This is a genomic window from Natranaeroarchaeum sulfidigenes (assembly GCF_017094485.1).
In the GTDB taxonomy this organism is placed as follows: Archaea; Halobacteriota; Halobacteria; order Halobacteriales; family Natronoarchaeaceae; genus Natranaeroarchaeum; species Natranaeroarchaeum sulfidigenes.
Window position 1 is genome coordinate 541,942 of record NZ_CP064786.1, and the last position, 17,256, is coordinate 559,197.

Sequence of the window (17,256 nt, forward strand, 5' to 3'; positions counted from 1 at the left end):
AGGAGTATATACCCTGTATTGTTTTCTGCACTCCGTTCTTCCTACTGGCGACCGACCAATAGGTATATATATTTGATTACCGGATTACGAAATAGATGAACGCTCCGAGCGACACTTTATACTCGGTACGCACTGCCCCACTAACTCCAGAGTCGACGCGAACACGGAACGGAGGGACCGGTCGATGAGTGACAGTATGAAAACGGTACGAACAGCGACTGCGACGGGTCAGGTGCGGACGTCGATCACTGACCAGGTCTTCGAGACGGTCGCCGAGAGCACGCCCGAACTGCGCGATGCGATCAGAGGCCGTCGCGGGAAGACTGACTCAACGAACAGAAGCGGTGAGCGACAGCGAGCAGCCGATCTCTGGTTCGACGAACTGCTCGCCGAGCGGCTCGGCAACATCGATGGAGTGGGAACGTACGCGAGCGAAGAACGCTCGGAACCAGTCGATGTCGGCGACGGGTTGAGCGTCACCGTCGATCCACTCGATGGCTCCTCGAACCTCGATTCGAACAATCTCGTCGGGACAGTTGTTGGTGTCTACGATGGGCCGCTGCCGGCGAGCGGTCGTGATCTCGTCGGGGCGGCCTTCGTCGTCTATGGCCCCACGATCACGATGGTCTCGGCGACGGCCGGAACTGTTGCCGAGTACGAGGTGGTCCACGGTGAGCTAGAGTGCCAGAAACGGGATCTGACACTCCCGTCCGAACCCAGCGTCTTTGGGTTCGGTGGGAGAGTTGACCAATGGTCCGAATCCTTCGAGGCGTATGCCGAGGGGATCCGTGAGAACCTGAAGCTCCGGTATGGGGGTGCACTGGTCGGCGACGTCAATCAGGTGTTGGGCTACGGTGGCGTGTTCGCATACCCGGCACTCGAATCCAAACCAGCCGGAAAGCTTCGCCACCAGTTCGAGGCCGCTCCGATCGCCTATATCGTGGAATGCGCAGGCGGACGCTCTAGCGACGGCCGCCGGTCCATCCTCGAGATCGAACCCGGTGATTTACACGAGCGGTGTCCCCTGCACGTCGGTAACAAGACATTGATCGACGAACTCGAACGCTCGCTCGCCACGTGAACCTGCAGTAATCAGTACCTACTCCCCAGTAGAAACTGTATAACAAAGCGAATACTCCCACTCTTCAGCAAGTGGACGCAGCAGCGTCCGCCGGCCTGCTGGGGAGACAGGCCATTGCGCGGCCCGCTGGGGAGACGGGCCGCCAGGGGGAAAGAGGAGAGAGGACGGCCGTGTCACACGCGCCGCTGAAGGGGGACGGTTCGGCCGTTACCTTTTAATCACAGTATTACTATTCCGCGTCGACAATGCTGTTGGTTCATGGCAGAACGAACGTCCAGTTCGGAGACGGTGTCGACCGAAGAGATCGCAGCGTACCTCCGAGAGCTCGCGGACGCCTTCGAGGATGCGGAGACGCGAATTTCGGTCGGAAACAAGTCCGTCAGAGTGTCTCCGCCCGAGGAAGTCAACTACTCGATCGACGTTATCGAACGCTCGGCGCTGCTCAGAGGGGATCACGAGACGATCGAGATCGAGGTGAGCTGGAAACCGGCAACGTCCGGGAACTAATATCACGAACGACCAAAATATTTTATCGGCAGTCGTTCCATTCAGTGACGTGAAAGTTCGTATCGGGAACACGGCGACCGACGAGGAGGCCACAGCGATCGCCGCGGCACTTGCGACCCACGTCGACGAGCGGATCGAGGTCTATGTCGGAACGGAGCCGGAACCGACCGTTACACGTTCTCCAGGTCACGATCCGGACCGACCCCCCCGAGAACACGGCGATATCAGTGGGTCGGAAGCCGACCTTGGACCGACGGACCGGGAACGACGACTTCGGGAGGAGATCGACGATATCGAACAGGGCGGTCCGGGGAAGTATCGCGAGCGTCTCGACGAGCAGGGTAAACTGTTCGTCCGCGAGCGTCTGGCGCTGTGGTTCGGCGACGACGATGTGTCGGACGGGGAAGAGGCCGCCCTCCACTTCGAGGACGGTGCATTCGCCAACTTCGATAGCTGGCATCCGAACAGTCCCGAGGTCGACGAGTACGATGCCGACACGAGACTACCTGCTGATGGTCTGCTGACAGGTGCTGCGGCGTTTGAGGGACGGGACGTTCACTTCATGGCGAACGATTTCACCGTCAAAGCGGGTTCGATGGCCCGACGGGGGGTCGAGAAGTTCCTGCGGATGCAACAGCGGGCGCTCAAATCGGGCAAACCGGTGCTGTACCTGATGGACTCCTCGGGCGGTCGGATCGACGAACAGACCGGATTTTTCGCCAACCGGGAGGGAATCGGGAAGTATTACTACAACCACTCGATGCTTTCCGGACGCGTCCCGCAGATCTGTGTCCTCTACGGGCCCTGTATCGCTGGCGCGGCGTATACCCCCGTCTTCGCCGATTTCACCGTGATGGTCGAGGACGTCAGCGCGATGGCAATCGCCAGCCCCCGGATGGTCGAGATGGTCACCGGCGAGCGGATCGATCTGGAGGAGCTCGGCGGCCCGAAACTACACATGGAGGAGTCAGGGAGCGCGGACCTGATTGCCCGCGACGAGGAGCACGCCCGCGAATTGGTTGCGGATCTCATCGGCTACCTGCCCGACAAAGCGGGAGAGAACCCGCCGCGATGCGAGGGGCGACCACCGGTGAAGTCCCCCGACGGGATCGATGCCGTCGTCCCCGAGAAACCCAATGAGAGCTACGACGTACTGGACCTGATCGAGCGAGTCGTCGACGCCGACTCCTTTTTCGAACTTCGAGAGGGCTACGGCAAGGAAATCGTCACCGGGTATGCACGAATCGACGGCCGACCGGTCGGCATCGTCGCCAACCAGCCCGCGGTACGTGCGGGGGCGATCTTTCCGGACGCCGCCGAGAAGGCCGCGGAGTTCATCTGGAAATCCGACGCCTACGAGATCCCGATCCTCTATCTCTGCGATACGCCCGGCTTCATGGCGGGGTCGCAAGTCGAGAAGGAGGGTATTCTGGAGCAGGGCAAGAAGTTCATTTACGCCACCTCTTCTGCGACCGTCCCACAGCAGACGGTGGTCACTCGCAAGGCCTACGGCGCGGGCATCTACGCCATGGGCGGCCCCGCCTACGACCCCGAGAGCGTCATCGCGCTACCCTCCGGCGAGATCGGGATCATGGGGCCCGAGGCCGCGATCAACGCCGTCTACGCCAACAAACTCGACGAGATCGACGATCCAGACGAGCGGGCGGAACGCGAACAGGAGCTCCGCGAGGAGTACCGCGAGGACATCGACGTCCACCGAATGGCCAGCGAGGTCGTCATCGACGAGATCGTCCCGCCGAGCGATCTCCGGGCGCAACTGGCCGCCCGCTTTGCGTTCTACGAGGACGTCGAGAAAGAGGTGCCCGAGAAGAAACACGGCACCGTTCTGTAGCGGCCGGGGATTTCGGCCTGGTCGGCACCGGTCGGTGGCCACGTCGTGCACAAATTCCAAACATTGTAGAATGTCTGAACATCGTGCCGTCCGGAACCGGGGCGTTCGGCCGCCCGCGCGTTGCTGAGGGATTCATTGGGCCACCAGTTCAAAATTTATAAGTACTCCTGTTCACTCCGCTGGATCTCACTCCTCAGTGAGGTGGTTGTCGAAAAGTCGAAGCAGCGTGTCGACGGTCTCCTGATCGTCCTCGGCTGCCGCCCGACGTAGCTCGGACGTCGTGGGATGTAACAGCTTGTTGACAATTGCCATCGAGAGATCCCGGACCACAGTCTCCTGGCGTTCCGTGAGCGGCTCCCCCTTTTCGTTGTGTAACCGTGCAAGCGCCCGCTCGGTCTCGGACTCGCGGAGCGTGTGCGCCTGCGAGTAGATCCGGTCGAGTGTGTCGTCGACACGTTCGACCCGGAGCTGTTCTTCGAGCCGGTCACTCTCCTCGTCGATAATCGCCCGGACGTCGTCGATCGCCGCCTCGCGCCGTCGTATCTCGCTGTTTCTGACGGCCAACACCTCGTCGATGGTCGTCACCGAGATGTCATCGAGGTCGGCGACAGCCGGATCGACATCGCGGGGGTTCGCGAGATCGATCATGATCAGCTCGTGGCCGACAAGCTGGCCGAGCGTGAGGACGCGGTCGTCGGCTCCCGTGGCGGACACCACCACGTCCGCACGCTCAAAGTATGCGTTCGACAGATCCGCGATCCGGATGGCCTCCCCATCGACCGTTTCCGCGAGCCGTTCGGCTCCGTGCCGGCTCCGGTTCGCAACAACGACCGACCCGTCAGTGCCGGTCCGACAGGCGATGGAGTCGACGACCAGCTCCGCGACCTCGCCAGCACCGACGACCAGCACGTCACAGTCGGCGATCCGGTCTGGCCCCTCGACCGCGGCAAGTTCGTGGTGGATCCGATCGAGGGTGACGCTCCCCAGCGAGACCGCACCCTCATTGATCGCGGTCTCGGTTCTGGCACGCTCGCCGACGCGGATCGATTTCGAGATGACCGTCTCCAGCCGTCCGTTCACCGCGCCCTCATCAACTGCGTTGTGGTACGCATCACGAAGCTGTCCAAGCACTTCGTCCTCCCCGAGCACCCCGCTTTCGAGTCCCGAGGCAACCTGAAAGAGATGGGTAACGGCAGCTTCCCCGGTTAGCAACCGACCGCCGTCCGGCGTGACGTCGACGCCGACGCACCGACCGACCTCCGCGAGTACGCAGCGTGCGCGGGATCCGTATGCATACAGTTCACACCTCTGACACGTATTGAGAACAAACGTCTCCTCGATCCCACTCTCCTCGTGGATCGATCGGCGAGCCGTCGGCTCCGCGCCGTCACGGATCGATTCGAGACGGTCGAACCCGTCGCTTCCGAGCGTCACTGAGAGACCGGCGATATCGTCGTACATGTGTGTTCGAAATCCGACGACCCCACGGAACGGGATGTTACCCCGTCGCAACCGTTACTTCCGCGGGATGTCCGGGCTCTCGAGTTCGAGCATCCGCTGGGCATCTCTGCCCATTTCGACGTCAGGCTCGATGTCAAAGCCCGTTTTTTTCGACTACTTCAGCCGTCCATTCCTCCCACTCATTGCTTTCGATAGCTGGTGGTGGGCCTCTACTCATACATAACTGTACTAGCGGATCCTGTCTACGCCACTCGCTGTATATTACAGCTTTTTAACCGGTGCCTCCGTCACAGAGACGGAAAGAGCGACCGTGGTCGAATCCCCTGTGCGAGGATTATTTGCGCGGCGCCATCGACTCTTCCAGATCGATCATGCGCTGTGCGAACTCCTCGGGAGCCTCGTCGTGGTATTCCCAGATATTGATCTCGTTGTTTCGGATATCGTCGACCTGAGGGTGTTCCCCACTGATCATCCATGTCCAGTCAGTTTGACCAGGGTACATCAGCGGAAGTGTGTAGGTCTCGATGTCGTCCCAGTCTGGTTCGCCCTCGATCTCTTCGGCGACCAGTTCCGATGTGCCGAGTTCATCACTCTCACCCTGGTATTCGGGCTCGACGCCGAGTCCGAGTTTGTACGGATATCCGACCCAGTGCCAGCGCTGGGCACCTCCACCATGGACCGCCGGTGAGAAGTCGTAGACTTCACCCGGTTCGAATTCCGTTTCACCGAGATACCCCACAGAGAGGTCACGCCACATCTGGACCGTCCACGTTCCGTCTTCCCAAGTTGCGTCCACTTGCCAGATTGCCCCTGGCCCCTCGACTGCGTCTGGACGGTTGTAGCGTCGGGGGATGACTGCCCCCTCGTAGACGTCAGCCTCCTCCTCGTCGAACGGCACCATGTTTTCGTTCTCGATCAAGGCGTGCGTATCGGTCTGTAACACTTCCCCTTCGTAAATCTCGTCGAGGTCCAATGTCCCTCCATCGACGATATCCGGATCGAACATATACTCGGGGTTGCCGTCCACGAGATCCTGGCTGTTGCGGACCCGCGTCGAGGGTTCATCCATTGCACCATGACGGTGGTCAAGAATACAGTGTGTCGTGGCGTACCCGCCAGGTCCACCACGGTGTGCCCGGAACATGGGCATATCAAGGAACTCTCCGTTTTCTAGCATCTCATCAAGCTCCTCCTGATCTTTGACGTCGTCCCAGTCGTTTTCCCACCACTCGCCGTTTCTGGATTGTGGAATGTACTTTCTGACGTCGTCATTTTCGAGGATGTCTCCGTGGTGTGGGTGCTCTTCGACTTCCTCACCTTCGACTGCTCCCGGCAGCGTTCGCGTTCCCTCGTGGATAGTAAGCCAGCCGCCGAAGTTCTCGAACCCTTCGACACTACCGTCATCAATAAAGAAGGCCAGCCTATCCTCGGTAAAGCCACTGAAAATATCGCCGACGCCGTAGTCCGGATCCGCGGCGCCGGGGTTGGGCTCACCGTACCGTACCCATTCGTCGTCTTCGTACACGAACAGGTCGTGGAACCAACCGTTCGGTACGTCCCAGTCCCACTCGAAGTTGAAGAAAATCTGCTCGTCGTTGTACGCGACTTGGGTATCGAGTGAGATGACGAGGTCTTTCATCACCCAGTCCGGCATCATCGTGTCGATTTCGGTGTAATCTGGACGCTCTGTTGTTTCCTCGTCGTCCTCGTCACCGTTTTGTGGCTCCGGATCGTCAGCAGTGTCGTCTTCCGGTTCGCTGAACAGGCCGAGACAGCCAGCCACGGAGACGGTCCCGAGGCCACCAATGGCACCCAGTAGTCGCCGACGGTGGGTTTCCGAACTCCCCCGCGGCATCGTGAACGTTCCGTCGAGACTCTCTTCGATCTCTTTTGCTTGCTCTTCGTCTATCGGCGGTTCAGACGGTTGGTCATCGCCCATATTCTTCCTTCACTACCTGTGGGTACATCTATGTGTCTGCATATTTCAGTCATTTATATGATTCCGTACAGCTCGCTGTAACAGCCGCTCGTCCTGAGCAAGTGTAAAAAGGAATGTAAAAGTGTAAAAAGGAATGTAATATACAGGACAACCCAGACCCGTGAACAGCAGCTATCATTAAGTGTAAGTCACAGCACTCTGACCCCCTCCACGACCACGCCGATGACAACGATTACCCGAACCGACGTCGCGTCCGTGCCGATCCCGAACGCCGACGCCTGCTAGTTGCGATGGGCGGTGCCGGAACCATCGCGATTTCGGGTTGTCTCGGCCTGTTCGACGACGAAGAGGACGAACCGGAAGAAGACGAACCCGAAGAGGAAGAAAACGGCGAGGAAGACGAACCCGAAGAAGAGAACGGCGAAGAAGAAGCCGCCGAAATGTACGAAGTCGAGTTCCTGGAGTTCGACGAGACCATCGAGGTCGATGAAGAGGAAGCGCTGCTCTACGCCGGACTGGACGAGGGGTGGGATCTGCCCTACGCCTGCGAAGCCGGCACCTGTGGCCAGTGTACGGCCCGCTACGACGGGGATGCCAACGAGGTTATTAGCCACGACGGCAACGAGTACCTCGACGACGAGCAGATCGAGGACGGCTGGTTCCTCACCTGTGTCGGCTACGCCGAGGACGACTTAGCGATGGAAACAAACGTTCATCCCGACGACGACTGAGCGCTCTCCGATCTACTCGCGTTCTACTTTCTTCTGGTCCGGTCCCACACGACGAGCAGACTCGGTAACACCAGTACACTCGCGAGGAACGCGTAGGCAACCACGATTGCAGTGACGATGCCAAAGCGCTGGAGCGATGGCACCAGGGTCAGCGCGAGGAGTCCGAACCCGACGGCGGTCGTGATCGCGCTGGCGAGGACCGCCCCACCCGTCTCGCGGAGTGTTACCTCCAGCGCGTCGCGCAGTCCTGCCCGCTCGCGCTCGGCGAGGAATCGCTCGGTCAGGTGAACGGTGTAGTCCGTGCCGAGTCCGACTGCGATCGCGGTGATCAGTGCTGTCTCGGCGTTGTACGGCAACGAGAGCGCAGCCATCGTCCCTATCAGCCACGCGATCGCAGCGACCACTGGTGCGACCGTTATCGCCCCGAGAAGCCACGACCGGTGTCGGGATCGGAAGACGACTGTCAACAACGCTCCGATGACGGCGAGCGCGAGCAGAAACGTCAGCAAGACAGTTTCGAGCACCGCCCGCTCCTGGACATCGTCGAGAATCGGTTCGCCGGTTACGACGGCGGTCAGTTCCGGATGCGTCTCGACCGCGTCCGTGATCGCCACCGCATCGCTTCGGATAGCCGAGTCATCGGCCGACTCGTCGACGACGACCGAGAGTCTAACCGCCTCGTAGGCACCGCCGTCGGTCCGGTTGATCGTCGCCGCCGCGGCATCGCGATCTGCCTCATAGACCGCGTCGAAGACGGTCGCGAGGTCCTCATCGGGGACGCCGTCGCCGGTCGTATCGTGCTCGTCGACGAGCTCCGCGACCGTTTCGTTCTCTGCCGCCACGTCCTCGATCGTCCCGAGCGGGCTCTCGACCGGGCCCCCGCCGTCGACCGGCGTCCCCGTGGTGTCCATCGCCGACGCGTTCGTCTCCGCCGCCTGCAGCGCTTGAGTGACGGAGTCGTCCGTCACGTCCCCCTCGATCCATACCTCGACGGTCCGGTCAGTGTGGCGCGGGAACGTCTCCTCGAGAAACGTCGCTTGCTCTCTGAGACCGTACGCATCCGGGCGAATCTCCGCCGGTAACTGCTCCATCCAGCCGGACCGTTCCTCGGGGAAGAAGTCGCTTCGCTCGGTGGAGGTATCTACTGCTGTTGCGCCCATTGCCCCACCGACCGTGAACAGGAACGCGAGGACGAGGACCGCCAGTGGTGCGCGTGCGACGAGTCGGGCGCACTGATCCAGCGGTCGCGCAACGATACCCAGAGAACCAACCGTTGGCGGAGCCCGATCCGACTGTCGTTCTCGCTGGTGGAGCAGTTCGTCGATCTCGACTCTGAGCGCCGGGATCAGGTAGCCGAAGACGACAAACGCCGACACGATGCCAAGGCTGGCGACCAGACCGAACTCCCGCAGGATCTCGATCGGGCTCACGAGTCCAGTGAGAAAGCCGGCTGCAGTCGTGACCGTCGTCGTCCCGATCGCAACGAGCACCCCGGCGAGTGCGATCGACATGGCTGCTGCTGGCCGGAAGGATGGATCATCTCCCCGGGTTTCGCGGTACCGCATCACGACGTGGAGGTAGTAATCGATTCCGAGTCCGACCAGTAGACACGGCACAGCGATGAGCAACTGGTTGAACGGACGGCCGAGCCAGCCGAGTATTCCCGCGAGCCAGACGAGGACGACGCCGATCCCGACGGATGCCAGTAGCACGTCCAGTGGATCACGGTATGCGACAACCAGCATCGTCAGGACGACCAGCACGATCAGTGGGCCGACCACAGCGAAACTTTCGGCCGTCGCCTGTCCACCGCGCTCGAAGAGTAACGCTTCGCCGAAGACGAACGAGTCTGTCCGCTCCAGCCGATCGTCGGCGAGCGACTCGATCTGCTGTTGGGCATCCAGTAGCTCGTCGTCGGTGGCGTCCTCGTCGTGGACGACGATCAGCAACTGTGCGGATGCCGGTTCCTCACCGTGAGCATAGTTCTCCGGCAGCAGCGCGGACACCGGGGGCTGTCCCTCGGGAGTCATCTCGTCGTCACGAAGGGCAACCGAGAGCGCTGCCGCCGTCTGTTCGTCGGTTCGCCCGTCCAGTGCACTTGCTTTGTCCGCTATTGTAATCTCTTCGGCAAAGGCGATCCGCGGATCGGACGCGACCGCGACACCGTTTGCGACACCGACCGTCGGTTGTGGTCCGTCGAGCGTCCCGTTGATTGTTTCGTCATCCCTGATCGCTTGCTGGAGCGTGAGTGTTTCTTCAAGCGCTGCCGTCGAGGCAGTGTCGTTCTGGTCGGAGGTGATAACGACCTGTGTGATCTGTTGCTCCCCGGTGTCGAAGGATTCAGACAGCTGGTCAGCGGCCGCACGTTCATCGGATTCAACCGCGAAGGTTGTGATTTCGACCCCACCACCGACAAAGAGGATGCCGCTCCCCAGAGTGACCGTCAGGGCACACAAGAGGACAATTCGTACTCTTCGCCGTCTGGTGGTGTCCACAGTGAACCTTGTTTCCACAGGAGAATATATATTCTCAATTCTAGGGCCGATCTCTCCGATTGCGTCGGTCTTCCACACCGGAACTCGCGATGCGCCACACCGCGACTCGATTGAAACATCGGCTTGTGAATGGCGAGTATTCACCTGCCGCCTCAGTAGTTAGCACGGAATTCCACGCTGAATGCTACGTCCTTTGAGGCGTAGCGTACATAATCCCGGGGACCGTCCCACGAGTATGCGACTCAATAACAAGACAGTTCTTATCACGGGATCGGGCTCGGGAATCGGCCGCGCGAGCGCGCTCCGCTGTGCTGAGGAGGGTGCGACGGTGATCTCGACCGATGTGGACGGCGACGCGGCCGCCGAAACCGCCGCCGAGATCCGCGAGGCGGGCGGGAGCGCGGACCACTACGAGTTCGACGTGACAGATGCCGACGCGTTCCGGGCCGCAGTCGAGGACACTGCCGAGACGTACGGGCTTGACGTCCTGGTCAACAACGCGGGGATCGGCCAGCCACCGAGCAGAATCGAGGACGTCGACAAGTCCGTGCTGGACTACGTGATCGACGTCAATCTCAAGGGACCGTGGAACGGCACACACGCTGCCCTGCCGATCATGCGAGAACAGGGACACGGCACAATCGTCAACATGTCCTCGCTGGCCGGGCAACTCGGCTTTCCGTACCAGTCGGTGTATGCGCTGACCAAGGCAGCAGTCATCAACTTCACCCGGGCTACTGCCGCCGAAGCCGGACCCGACGGCGTCCGGGCGAACGCGATCTGTCCGGGCTTTATCGACACGCAGCTCGCTGATGCGTACTTTGCCGGTCGAAGCGACCCCGAGGCTGCTCGTGAGGAGATGGTACAGGACTACCCGCTCCGGCGGCTGGGCGAGGCCGAGGAGATCGCCGACTGCGTTGTCTTTCTCGCTAGCGAAGAATCATCCTTTGTCACCGGCCACGCGTTGACGGCCGACGGCGGGTACTCGATCTCGTGACCGGCGGCGTGTATTGCCCGTATCATCGGACAATGTACAGTAATTATGTGGCAATAGTAGAATATGCAGACATTATACCGCGATCTTATACCATTGTGTCCAATCTGATTCGGCATGGCAACGAACTCCGGACCGGACGCAGAACAACAGCCCACCGACACGGAAGACGACGAGACAACCTCGGATTCGTATCCGACGAGTTATGGCGGCATACACACGTTCCTCAGAGCGCCAGCGTGTGAGCCATCGGAACTGACTTCGGATGTCGACGTCGGGTTCGTCGGCATTCCGTTCGATGGTGGCGTCACGCGAGAACCCGGCGCTCGTCATGGGCCGTCGGCGCTGCGAAAATCAAGCGCCTGGCAGGGGCGTCGGTTTCACTCGGACACGGAGGCGGTATCGCTCCCCACCGAGCGGACGGCCAACTACAGCGACGTGACGCTCAGAGATTGCGGCGATGCGCCAGTCGTCCCAAACGACATCGAAGCGACCGCCGAGAAGGTGACGGAATACATGGAATCGGTCGCGGCGAAGACGATGCCCGTGATGCTCGGTGGCGATCATTACCTCACGTATCCGGCGTTCGTTGGCTATGCGAACACTGTCAAGGACGATGTTGGTCTGATCCATCTCGATGCTCATTCGGACACGTCTGACGACAGCGATCTCTACGGAAAGCACTATCATGGCTCGCCGATGGCCCGGATCGACGAGTCCGAGTATGGTAGCTACGACAACCACGCCATGATCGGTATCCGTGGCCACTCACGCCCCTCGTTTCTCGATATTCTCGAGGAGCGCGATCTCTACGTTGATTACGCGACCGACGTTCACGACAAAGGGATCGAGGCGAGCGTACAGGGTGCGATCGACCACGTCACCGAGAACGTGGATCACGTCTACCTGACGATGGACATCGATGTCGTCGATCCCGGCTTTGCACCGGGCACTGGCACCCCGGAACACGGCGGATTGACCAGCAACCAGTTCCTGCGCGCTGTCGACCGGCTTGGCGCGTGTGATGCCATCGGTGCTGCCGATCTGGTCGAGGTCGCACCACGACTGGACACCGGCAACACGACCTCACTTCTCGGATCGAACGCGGTGAGCCGGTTGCTCGAAGCGAAGTTCTACGAATCTACGTAAGGTCGTTTCGTGGCTCGTCCCGGGATTGGCTGCGTGAAATGCAGAACGCTTTTTCACCACGGGAGCTACAAATGGACTCGGCTTTTTTGCCTGTTCCCCGGCTCTACGACCGGCCGTTCACTACTGGGTGTCCTCGTAGAAGTACGATTCCAGGAATCGCGTGAGAGCGGTCGCACCCACCAGTGAGGTCGTTCCGGCCGGATCCTCCGTCGGGAGCACCTCCACGAGATCGACGGCACCGATCGCGTCGCACTCGCCGAGCAGGTCCGCAGCCCGGAGGAAATCGTTGCTGGTGATCCCGCCGGGCGAGGGCGTGCCGGTGCCGGGTGCAAACGAGGGATCCACGACGTCGATGTCCATCGTCAGATACACCTGATCGACACCGTCGGTCGCGTGCTCGATTGCCCCTTCGATACACGCTTCGATCCCCTTCTCGTGGACATCTCTCGCGAAGTCCACGTACAGTCCCTCGTCGTCGACGATATCGAGGAACTCCATGTCAGCATGGCCCCGGATCCCGACCATCGCGTGGTTCTCGTACCCGCCGTACTCCGTCTCGTCGATCCGGGCCATCGGCGAGCCGTGGTAGTGTTCGCCGTAGAGGTCGCTCTCCCCCCAGGTATCCGTGTGTGCATCGAGATGGATCAGGCCGACATCGTCCTCGACGGCGTTGGCGTAGCCGACGAACGCCGGGTACGTGAGATAATGATCGCCGCCGATCATGATCGGCATCGTCTGTTCGGATACGGTTTCGGAAAACTCGACGACGGACTCGTAGGTAGCCTCGATATCGTTCGGAACGACCGGCGCGTCGCCACAGTCACGAAACGTGATCTCGTCGTAGGCCGCACTTCGATCCGTCGCGATGTTGTAGGATTTCCTGTCGGACTCGAAGGTGTAGGATCCCCGACGGGCAGTTGCCGCGCGGAGCGCCTCCGGGCCGTACCGGGTTCCGGGCTTGTTCGATACTGCTCCATCGTAGGGGACACCGTACACTGCCGCGTCGACACTGTCGTCTATCTCCTCTGGTTCGGCGGTATCGGCCCCCAGAAACGTTTTGACACCGGAGTAGCCCGGACTATCACGATCTCTGAACTTCTCTTCTGGCTCAGCTCTGGCCATACTACCAACTGCCGCCGCATAGAGTTAATGAACATAGTTCAAATAATACTTGCAGCAAGGCAAAGCATTAGGTACTAATAGGCATAGTTAGATACGATCGGTCAGCGGTTCGGTATTCTGATCACGGTTTGCAAAATTATTTACTCGCCGTTGCTGAACGTTCCTCAGAACGCCGGTGCTGTCAGCCGTGCCGCGGACCAAATTGTCGATCACCGGAATCGAGGCGCTACTGTCTCTTCCTTGACGAGCGCCGACGCCATGAGCAGACGGGGGAGAGAGCGGTCACTCCTCGTAGAAGTACGACTCGAAGAACCGTGATAGCGCGTTCGCTCCGACCAGCGAGGTCGTTCCGGCCGGGTCCTCGGTCGGAAGCACCTCCACGAGATCGACGGCACCGATCGCGTCGCACTCACCGAGTCGGTCGGCCGCGCGGAGGAGGTCGTTACTGGTGATCCCGCCGGGAGCTGGCGTCCCGGTTCCCGGTGCGTACGACGGATCGACGACGTCGATATCCATCGTCAGGTAGACGTGATCGACACCGTCCGTCGCGTGTTCGATAGCATTCTCGATGCAGGCTTCGATTCCCTTCTCGTGGACGTCTTTGGCGTATTCGATGTGGAGGCCCTCTTCGATCGCATCGAGGACTTCCATCCGACTGTGCCCCCGGATCCCGACCATCGCGTGGTTCTCGAGGCCACCGTATTCCGTGTCTGCGATACGACTCATCGGCGAGCCATGATAGTGCTCTCCGTAGAGGTCGCTCGATCCGATATCTTCGTGGGCATCCAGATGGATGATGCCGATATCGTCCTCGACCGCGTTAGCGTACCCGACGAAGGCAGGATACGTGAGATAGTGATCCCCACCGATCATCACGGGCATCGCTTCTGTCGCGATCGTCTCGGCATACTCGACGACCGACTCGTACGTCTCCTCGGTACTGTTTGGCGTAACAGGCGCGTCCCCACAGTCCCTGACCGTCACCCCATCGTAGGAGGCTGTTCGATCGGTTGCGATACTGTATCGCTTCTTATCGGAGTCGAAGACGCGCGAATAGCGGTTCGTCGCCGTTCGCACGGCCTCGGGTCCGTACCGTGTGCCCGGTTTGTTCGTTACGGCACCATCGTAGGGAACGCCGTACGCCGCGACATCGACAGTCCCGTCTAGCTCCTCCGGCTCCACGCTGTCGCCCCCAAAAAAGGTCTTGACGCCCGAGTATCCTGGTCGATCCCTGTCCGCGAACCTGGTTGTTTGCTCTGATTTTGCCACAGTTGTACAAACATTCGTGCAGTCATATACGATATTGTTCCCGCCATTTTTGCGATGCGGCCTCGATATGGACGAATAGGTTTTTCATGACTCGGCAAGCCGGTGGCTGTCGTATTCCGAAGTCAGGATACTTGGAATCGACCGGTTAGTCCGCAGCTTCTACCGTGCTGTCAGTGCCGCCGGTTTTCGGGAACAGCTTCCCCGTCGAAACGTAGAGTCCTACGACCAGCGCAACGCCAGCAAACAGCGGGAACCCTGCAGAAACGGTGTACACCGGGACGAATCCGATACTCTCGATCAACGGTAACGCAATGATCGGGCCGAGCCCACCCCCGATATCGCTGAACACGTTAGTCGTCCCGCTCGCCCGTCCCATCCGCTCTTCCGGCGTGAGATCCGCAAGCAACGCCATGTAGGGGCCAAGTGTCCCACCCATGCCTGTGCCGATGACTACACACACCGGAGCGAGCTGACGTGCCGACTCCGCCCACGGTAACAGCACGAATCCGACCGTCAGGAGACTCAGAAACACGAGCATGACGGGTACCCGCGAGTCCCACGTATCGCTCGTTTTCCCACCGATCAACATCGACACGGCAGCCGACAACACGGTCAGCGCCATGAAGATCCCCGACGAGCCCTGCGCGTCGAACCCGAGCGCTCCGATACCGGTCGCCTCGAGGAAGAGCACGAGCGACGCAAACAGGACACCCATATACGCAAACCAGATGCCGAAGTTCACCAGGCCAAGCGTCAGCGTCGGGATGCTCGTGTCGATGTCCCACGGCTTGACCGATCGGCTCGTCCCGTCCTCGACGTGCGTTTCGGGAATCGTCCAGTACGCAAGGCCGGTGGCGATGACGGCAAAGACAGCCGCCACGAAAAACGCCGCCGACATGCCGATGAGATCACTGACGACGCCGCCGACCAGCAGTCCGGTCGGGAAGCCGAGGATACTGCCGCCGCGAATGAGCCCCATTTTCATCCCCCGGGAGTCCCCGACGCTGACGTTTGCTGCGATCGTGTAGGAGGTCGCGAACGTGAGTGCACTGGCGGCCCCGAGGACGATCCGCGAGCCGAGGAACCACGCCTCCGGGAGCGGCACGTACAGTGCGACGATGTATCCAAACGTCGCGATGGCCTGGATTCCCAGACCGAGGACGTACGGGGTGCGCGCCCCGAACCGATCGACGATGGCTCCCGCCGGTGCACTACAGATGAGGCGTGAAAAGCGGTTTGCACTCAGTATGACCCCGACCAGAAACGGCGAGATCCCGAGGATCGTTCCGAGTGCCGGAAAGATGGGGAACACGACGCCGCCGCCAAAGCCCGAGAAGAACGTCGAAACGAGCAGCGAAAAAATGATGAACCACGAGGATCGCTCTGTCACTGCTCCCTCGTCGTTCTCGCTCATAGTGACACTCGGAACGGGGACCCGTGGTTCGTGACGCCGAAATCAGGGTCAGAACCGATCACGAATGTACACCGGTGTAGCGGGGAACAGCCGATCGAGCGTTTCGGTGGCGTTTCCAGTGGCATCCAGCCGCCCGGCCCGGGCGAGGGCGGTCGCCGAGCGATGTCCCACGGCGAGCTGGGAGAGCGCGGCGATATCGAGCCGTGCAGTCGGGTCCGCGACGGTCGGCTCACAACGGCCAGTAGCGTCGCTCACTGACAGACGGAATCGCCCGTCGTTCCAGTCGGCGAAATCGTCGCTAACCGACAGGACGATCTCGTCCTCGACCGCGGGATAGGAAAGTGCCGACAACGTCGATTCGACATCGACGACCCGAACCATCGGCCCCGTACTGAGCGTACACTCGACGTCGTCGGGCGATGTGAGGAGATCTCGAAACACGGAGTCGTCCGCCGCGTGGAACTCGATCGTATCCGCCTGCGAATCGTGGTTGTAACAGAACGCAAGCACGGCGTGTAACGCTTCCTCGTCCGTGTAGGCGAACTCCCTGACCTTCATCGTGCGACTGTGGTAGTCACCGGTGAAGCGAAACACGAGATACGCGCGGGGCTCGCCGTCCTTGAACCAGGCATACACGTAGGGGTCGTTGTCGCGGCTGTAACAGACACGGTGACGCCACCACTCGGCATCCCGTTCGATAGTCAGCGAGTAGTTGTCCGAGAACGACTCGTACACCGGTGCAACGGTATCGAACGAATCGACGCCGAGTTGTCTATACTCACCAGCAGCGCCGAGAGTCTCGGCCGCGAACGCGAGTGTTTCGACCGGACACTCGTAGTTCCGGACTTCGTTGGCAGTATCCCACCCGAACGATCGATAGAAGCCGTAATCGAAGGGGCGAAGGATCGAGAAGTGCCGGTCCCGTTCCTCGTACTCGGTGAGCGTCTCCGCGAGGATCTCGGAGACGTAGCCGTTTCTGCGGTGTTCAGGCGGTGTGATGACCGAGGTCAGCCCCGCTCCGGGATGGGTCTGTCCGCGGACCGAGACGTCGAACCAGTAGTGTCGACAGATTGCAACCGGCTCTTCCTCACCGTCGACGTACAGGCCGCGACGGTCCCCGATCGGTTTCCGAATATCGTCCGGATCGAACTCCACGGGGCCGTTCTGCGGCCTGAACCCGTACTGCATGTACTCGTAGACCGTTTCCGCGCCGTCGTCGTCGATCTGTGTGTACTGGCCCAT

General features: G+C 60.7%; 13 protein-coding genes. 6 read left to right on the forward strand and 7 right to left on the reverse strand.

The window, feature by feature from the left end; all coding sequences use genetic code 11:
* The first annotated feature begins 196 nt into the window (after window positions 1-196).
* The 3 genes from AArcS_RS02715 to AArcS_RS02725 all read left to right on the forward strand — a co-directional run bounded on the left by AArcS_RS02715 (window position 197) and on the right by AArcS_RS02725 (window position 3,440).
* On the forward strand, window positions 197-1,081 hold the full coding sequence (locus tag AArcS_RS02715) for a class 1 fructose-bisphosphatase (RefSeq protein ID WP_238479964.1): 885 nt from the start codon (window positions 197-199) through the stop codon (window positions 1,079-1,081).
* A 258-nt stretch (window positions 1,082-1,339) separates the two neighbouring features.
* The gene (locus tag AArcS_RS02720) at window positions 1,340-1,588 is read left to right on the forward strand and encodes an amphi-Trp domain-containing protein (RefSeq protein ID WP_238478891.1); all 249 of its coding nucleotides are present in this window, start codon (window positions 1,340-1,342) and stop codon (window positions 1,586-1,588) included.
* A 49-nt stretch (window positions 1,589-1,637) separates the two neighbouring features.
* Window positions 1,638-3,440 carry an acyl-CoA carboxylase subunit beta gene (locus AArcS_RS02725; RefSeq protein WP_238478892.1) on the forward strand — a complete coding sequence of 601 codons (1,803 nt, stop codon included), beginning with the start codon at window positions 1,638-1,640 and terminating at the stop codon, window positions 3,438-3,440.
* Window positions 3,441-3,626: 186 nt separating this feature from the next.
* On the opposite strand, the gene hemA is transcribed toward AArcS_RS02725, so the two are convergent.
* Window positions 3,627-4,901, reverse strand: coding sequence for a glutamyl-tRNA reductase (gene hemA, locus AArcS_RS02730; protein WP_238478893.1), 1,275 nt, complete (start codon window positions 4,899-4,901; stop codon window positions 3,627-3,629).
* A 334-nt stretch (window positions 4,902-5,235) separates the two neighbouring features.
* The gene (locus AArcS_RS02735) at window positions 5,236-6,840 is read right to left on the reverse strand and encodes an ethylbenzene dehydrogenase-related protein (protein ID WP_238478894.1); all 1,605 of its coding nucleotides are present in this window, start codon (window positions 6,838-6,840) and stop codon (window positions 5,236-5,238) included.
* A gap of 290 nt (window positions 6,841-7,130) precedes the next feature.
* Here AArcS_RS02735 and AArcS_RS02740 point away from each other — a divergent pair, with 290 nt between their 5' ends.
* Complete coding sequence (locus AArcS_RS02740) at window positions 7,131-7,571, forward strand: 2Fe-2S iron-sulfur cluster-binding protein (RefSeq protein ID WP_238478895.1); 441 nt, start codon at window positions 7,131-7,133, stop codon at window positions 7,569-7,571.
* A gap of 23 nt (window positions 7,572-7,594) precedes the next feature.
* Here AArcS_RS02740 and AArcS_RS02745 read toward each other — a convergent pair whose 3' ends face one another.
* Window positions 7,595-10,066, reverse strand: a complete 2,472-nt coding sequence (locus AArcS_RS02745; RefSeq protein ID WP_238478896.1) for an efflux RND transporter permease subunit — start codon at window positions 10,064-10,066, stop codon at window positions 7,595-7,597.
* Between the two features lie 235 nt (window positions 10,067-10,301).
* On the opposite strand from AArcS_RS02745, the gene AArcS_RS02750 reads away from it, so the two are divergent.
* Window positions 10,302-11,063, forward strand: coding sequence for an SDR family NAD(P)-dependent oxidoreductase (locus AArcS_RS02750; protein WP_238478897.1), 762 nt, complete (start codon window positions 10,302-10,304; stop codon window positions 11,061-11,063).
* A gap of 114 nt (window positions 11,064-11,177) precedes the next feature.
* A complete protein-coding gene (locus tag AArcS_RS02755; RefSeq protein ID WP_238478898.1) occupies window positions 11,178-12,209 on the forward strand; it encodes an agmatinase family protein in 1,032 nt (343 codons plus the stop codon).
* Between the two features lie 120 nt (window positions 12,210-12,329).
* On the opposite strand, the gene AArcS_RS02760 is transcribed toward AArcS_RS02755, so the two are convergent.
* The 4 genes from AArcS_RS02760 to AArcS_RS02775 all read right to left on the reverse strand — a co-directional run bounded on the left by AArcS_RS02760 (window position 12,330) and on the right by AArcS_RS02775 (window position 17,256).
* Window positions 12,330-13,331, reverse strand: coding sequence for an agmatinase family protein (locus AArcS_RS02760; RefSeq protein WP_238478899.1), 1,002 nt, complete (start codon window positions 13,329-13,331; stop codon window positions 12,330-12,332).
* A gap of 282 nt (window positions 13,332-13,613) precedes the next feature.
* Window positions 13,614-14,600: an agmatinase family protein gene (locus tag AArcS_RS02765; RefSeq protein WP_238478900.1), complete on the reverse strand. Its 987-nt coding sequence runs from the start codon at window positions 14,598-14,600 to the stop codon at window positions 13,614-13,616.
* A 145-nt stretch (window positions 14,601-14,745) separates the two neighbouring features.
* Window positions 14,746-16,014: an MFS transporter gene (locus tag AArcS_RS02770; RefSeq protein WP_238478901.1), complete on the reverse strand. Its 1,269-nt coding sequence runs from the start codon at window positions 16,012-16,014 to the stop codon at window positions 14,746-14,748.
* Window positions 16,015-16,062: 48 nt separating this feature from the next.
* Complete coding sequence (locus AArcS_RS02775; protein ID WP_238478902.1) at window positions 16,063-17,256, reverse strand: GNAT family N-acetyltransferase; 1,194 nt, start codon at window positions 17,254-17,256, stop codon at window positions 16,063-16,065.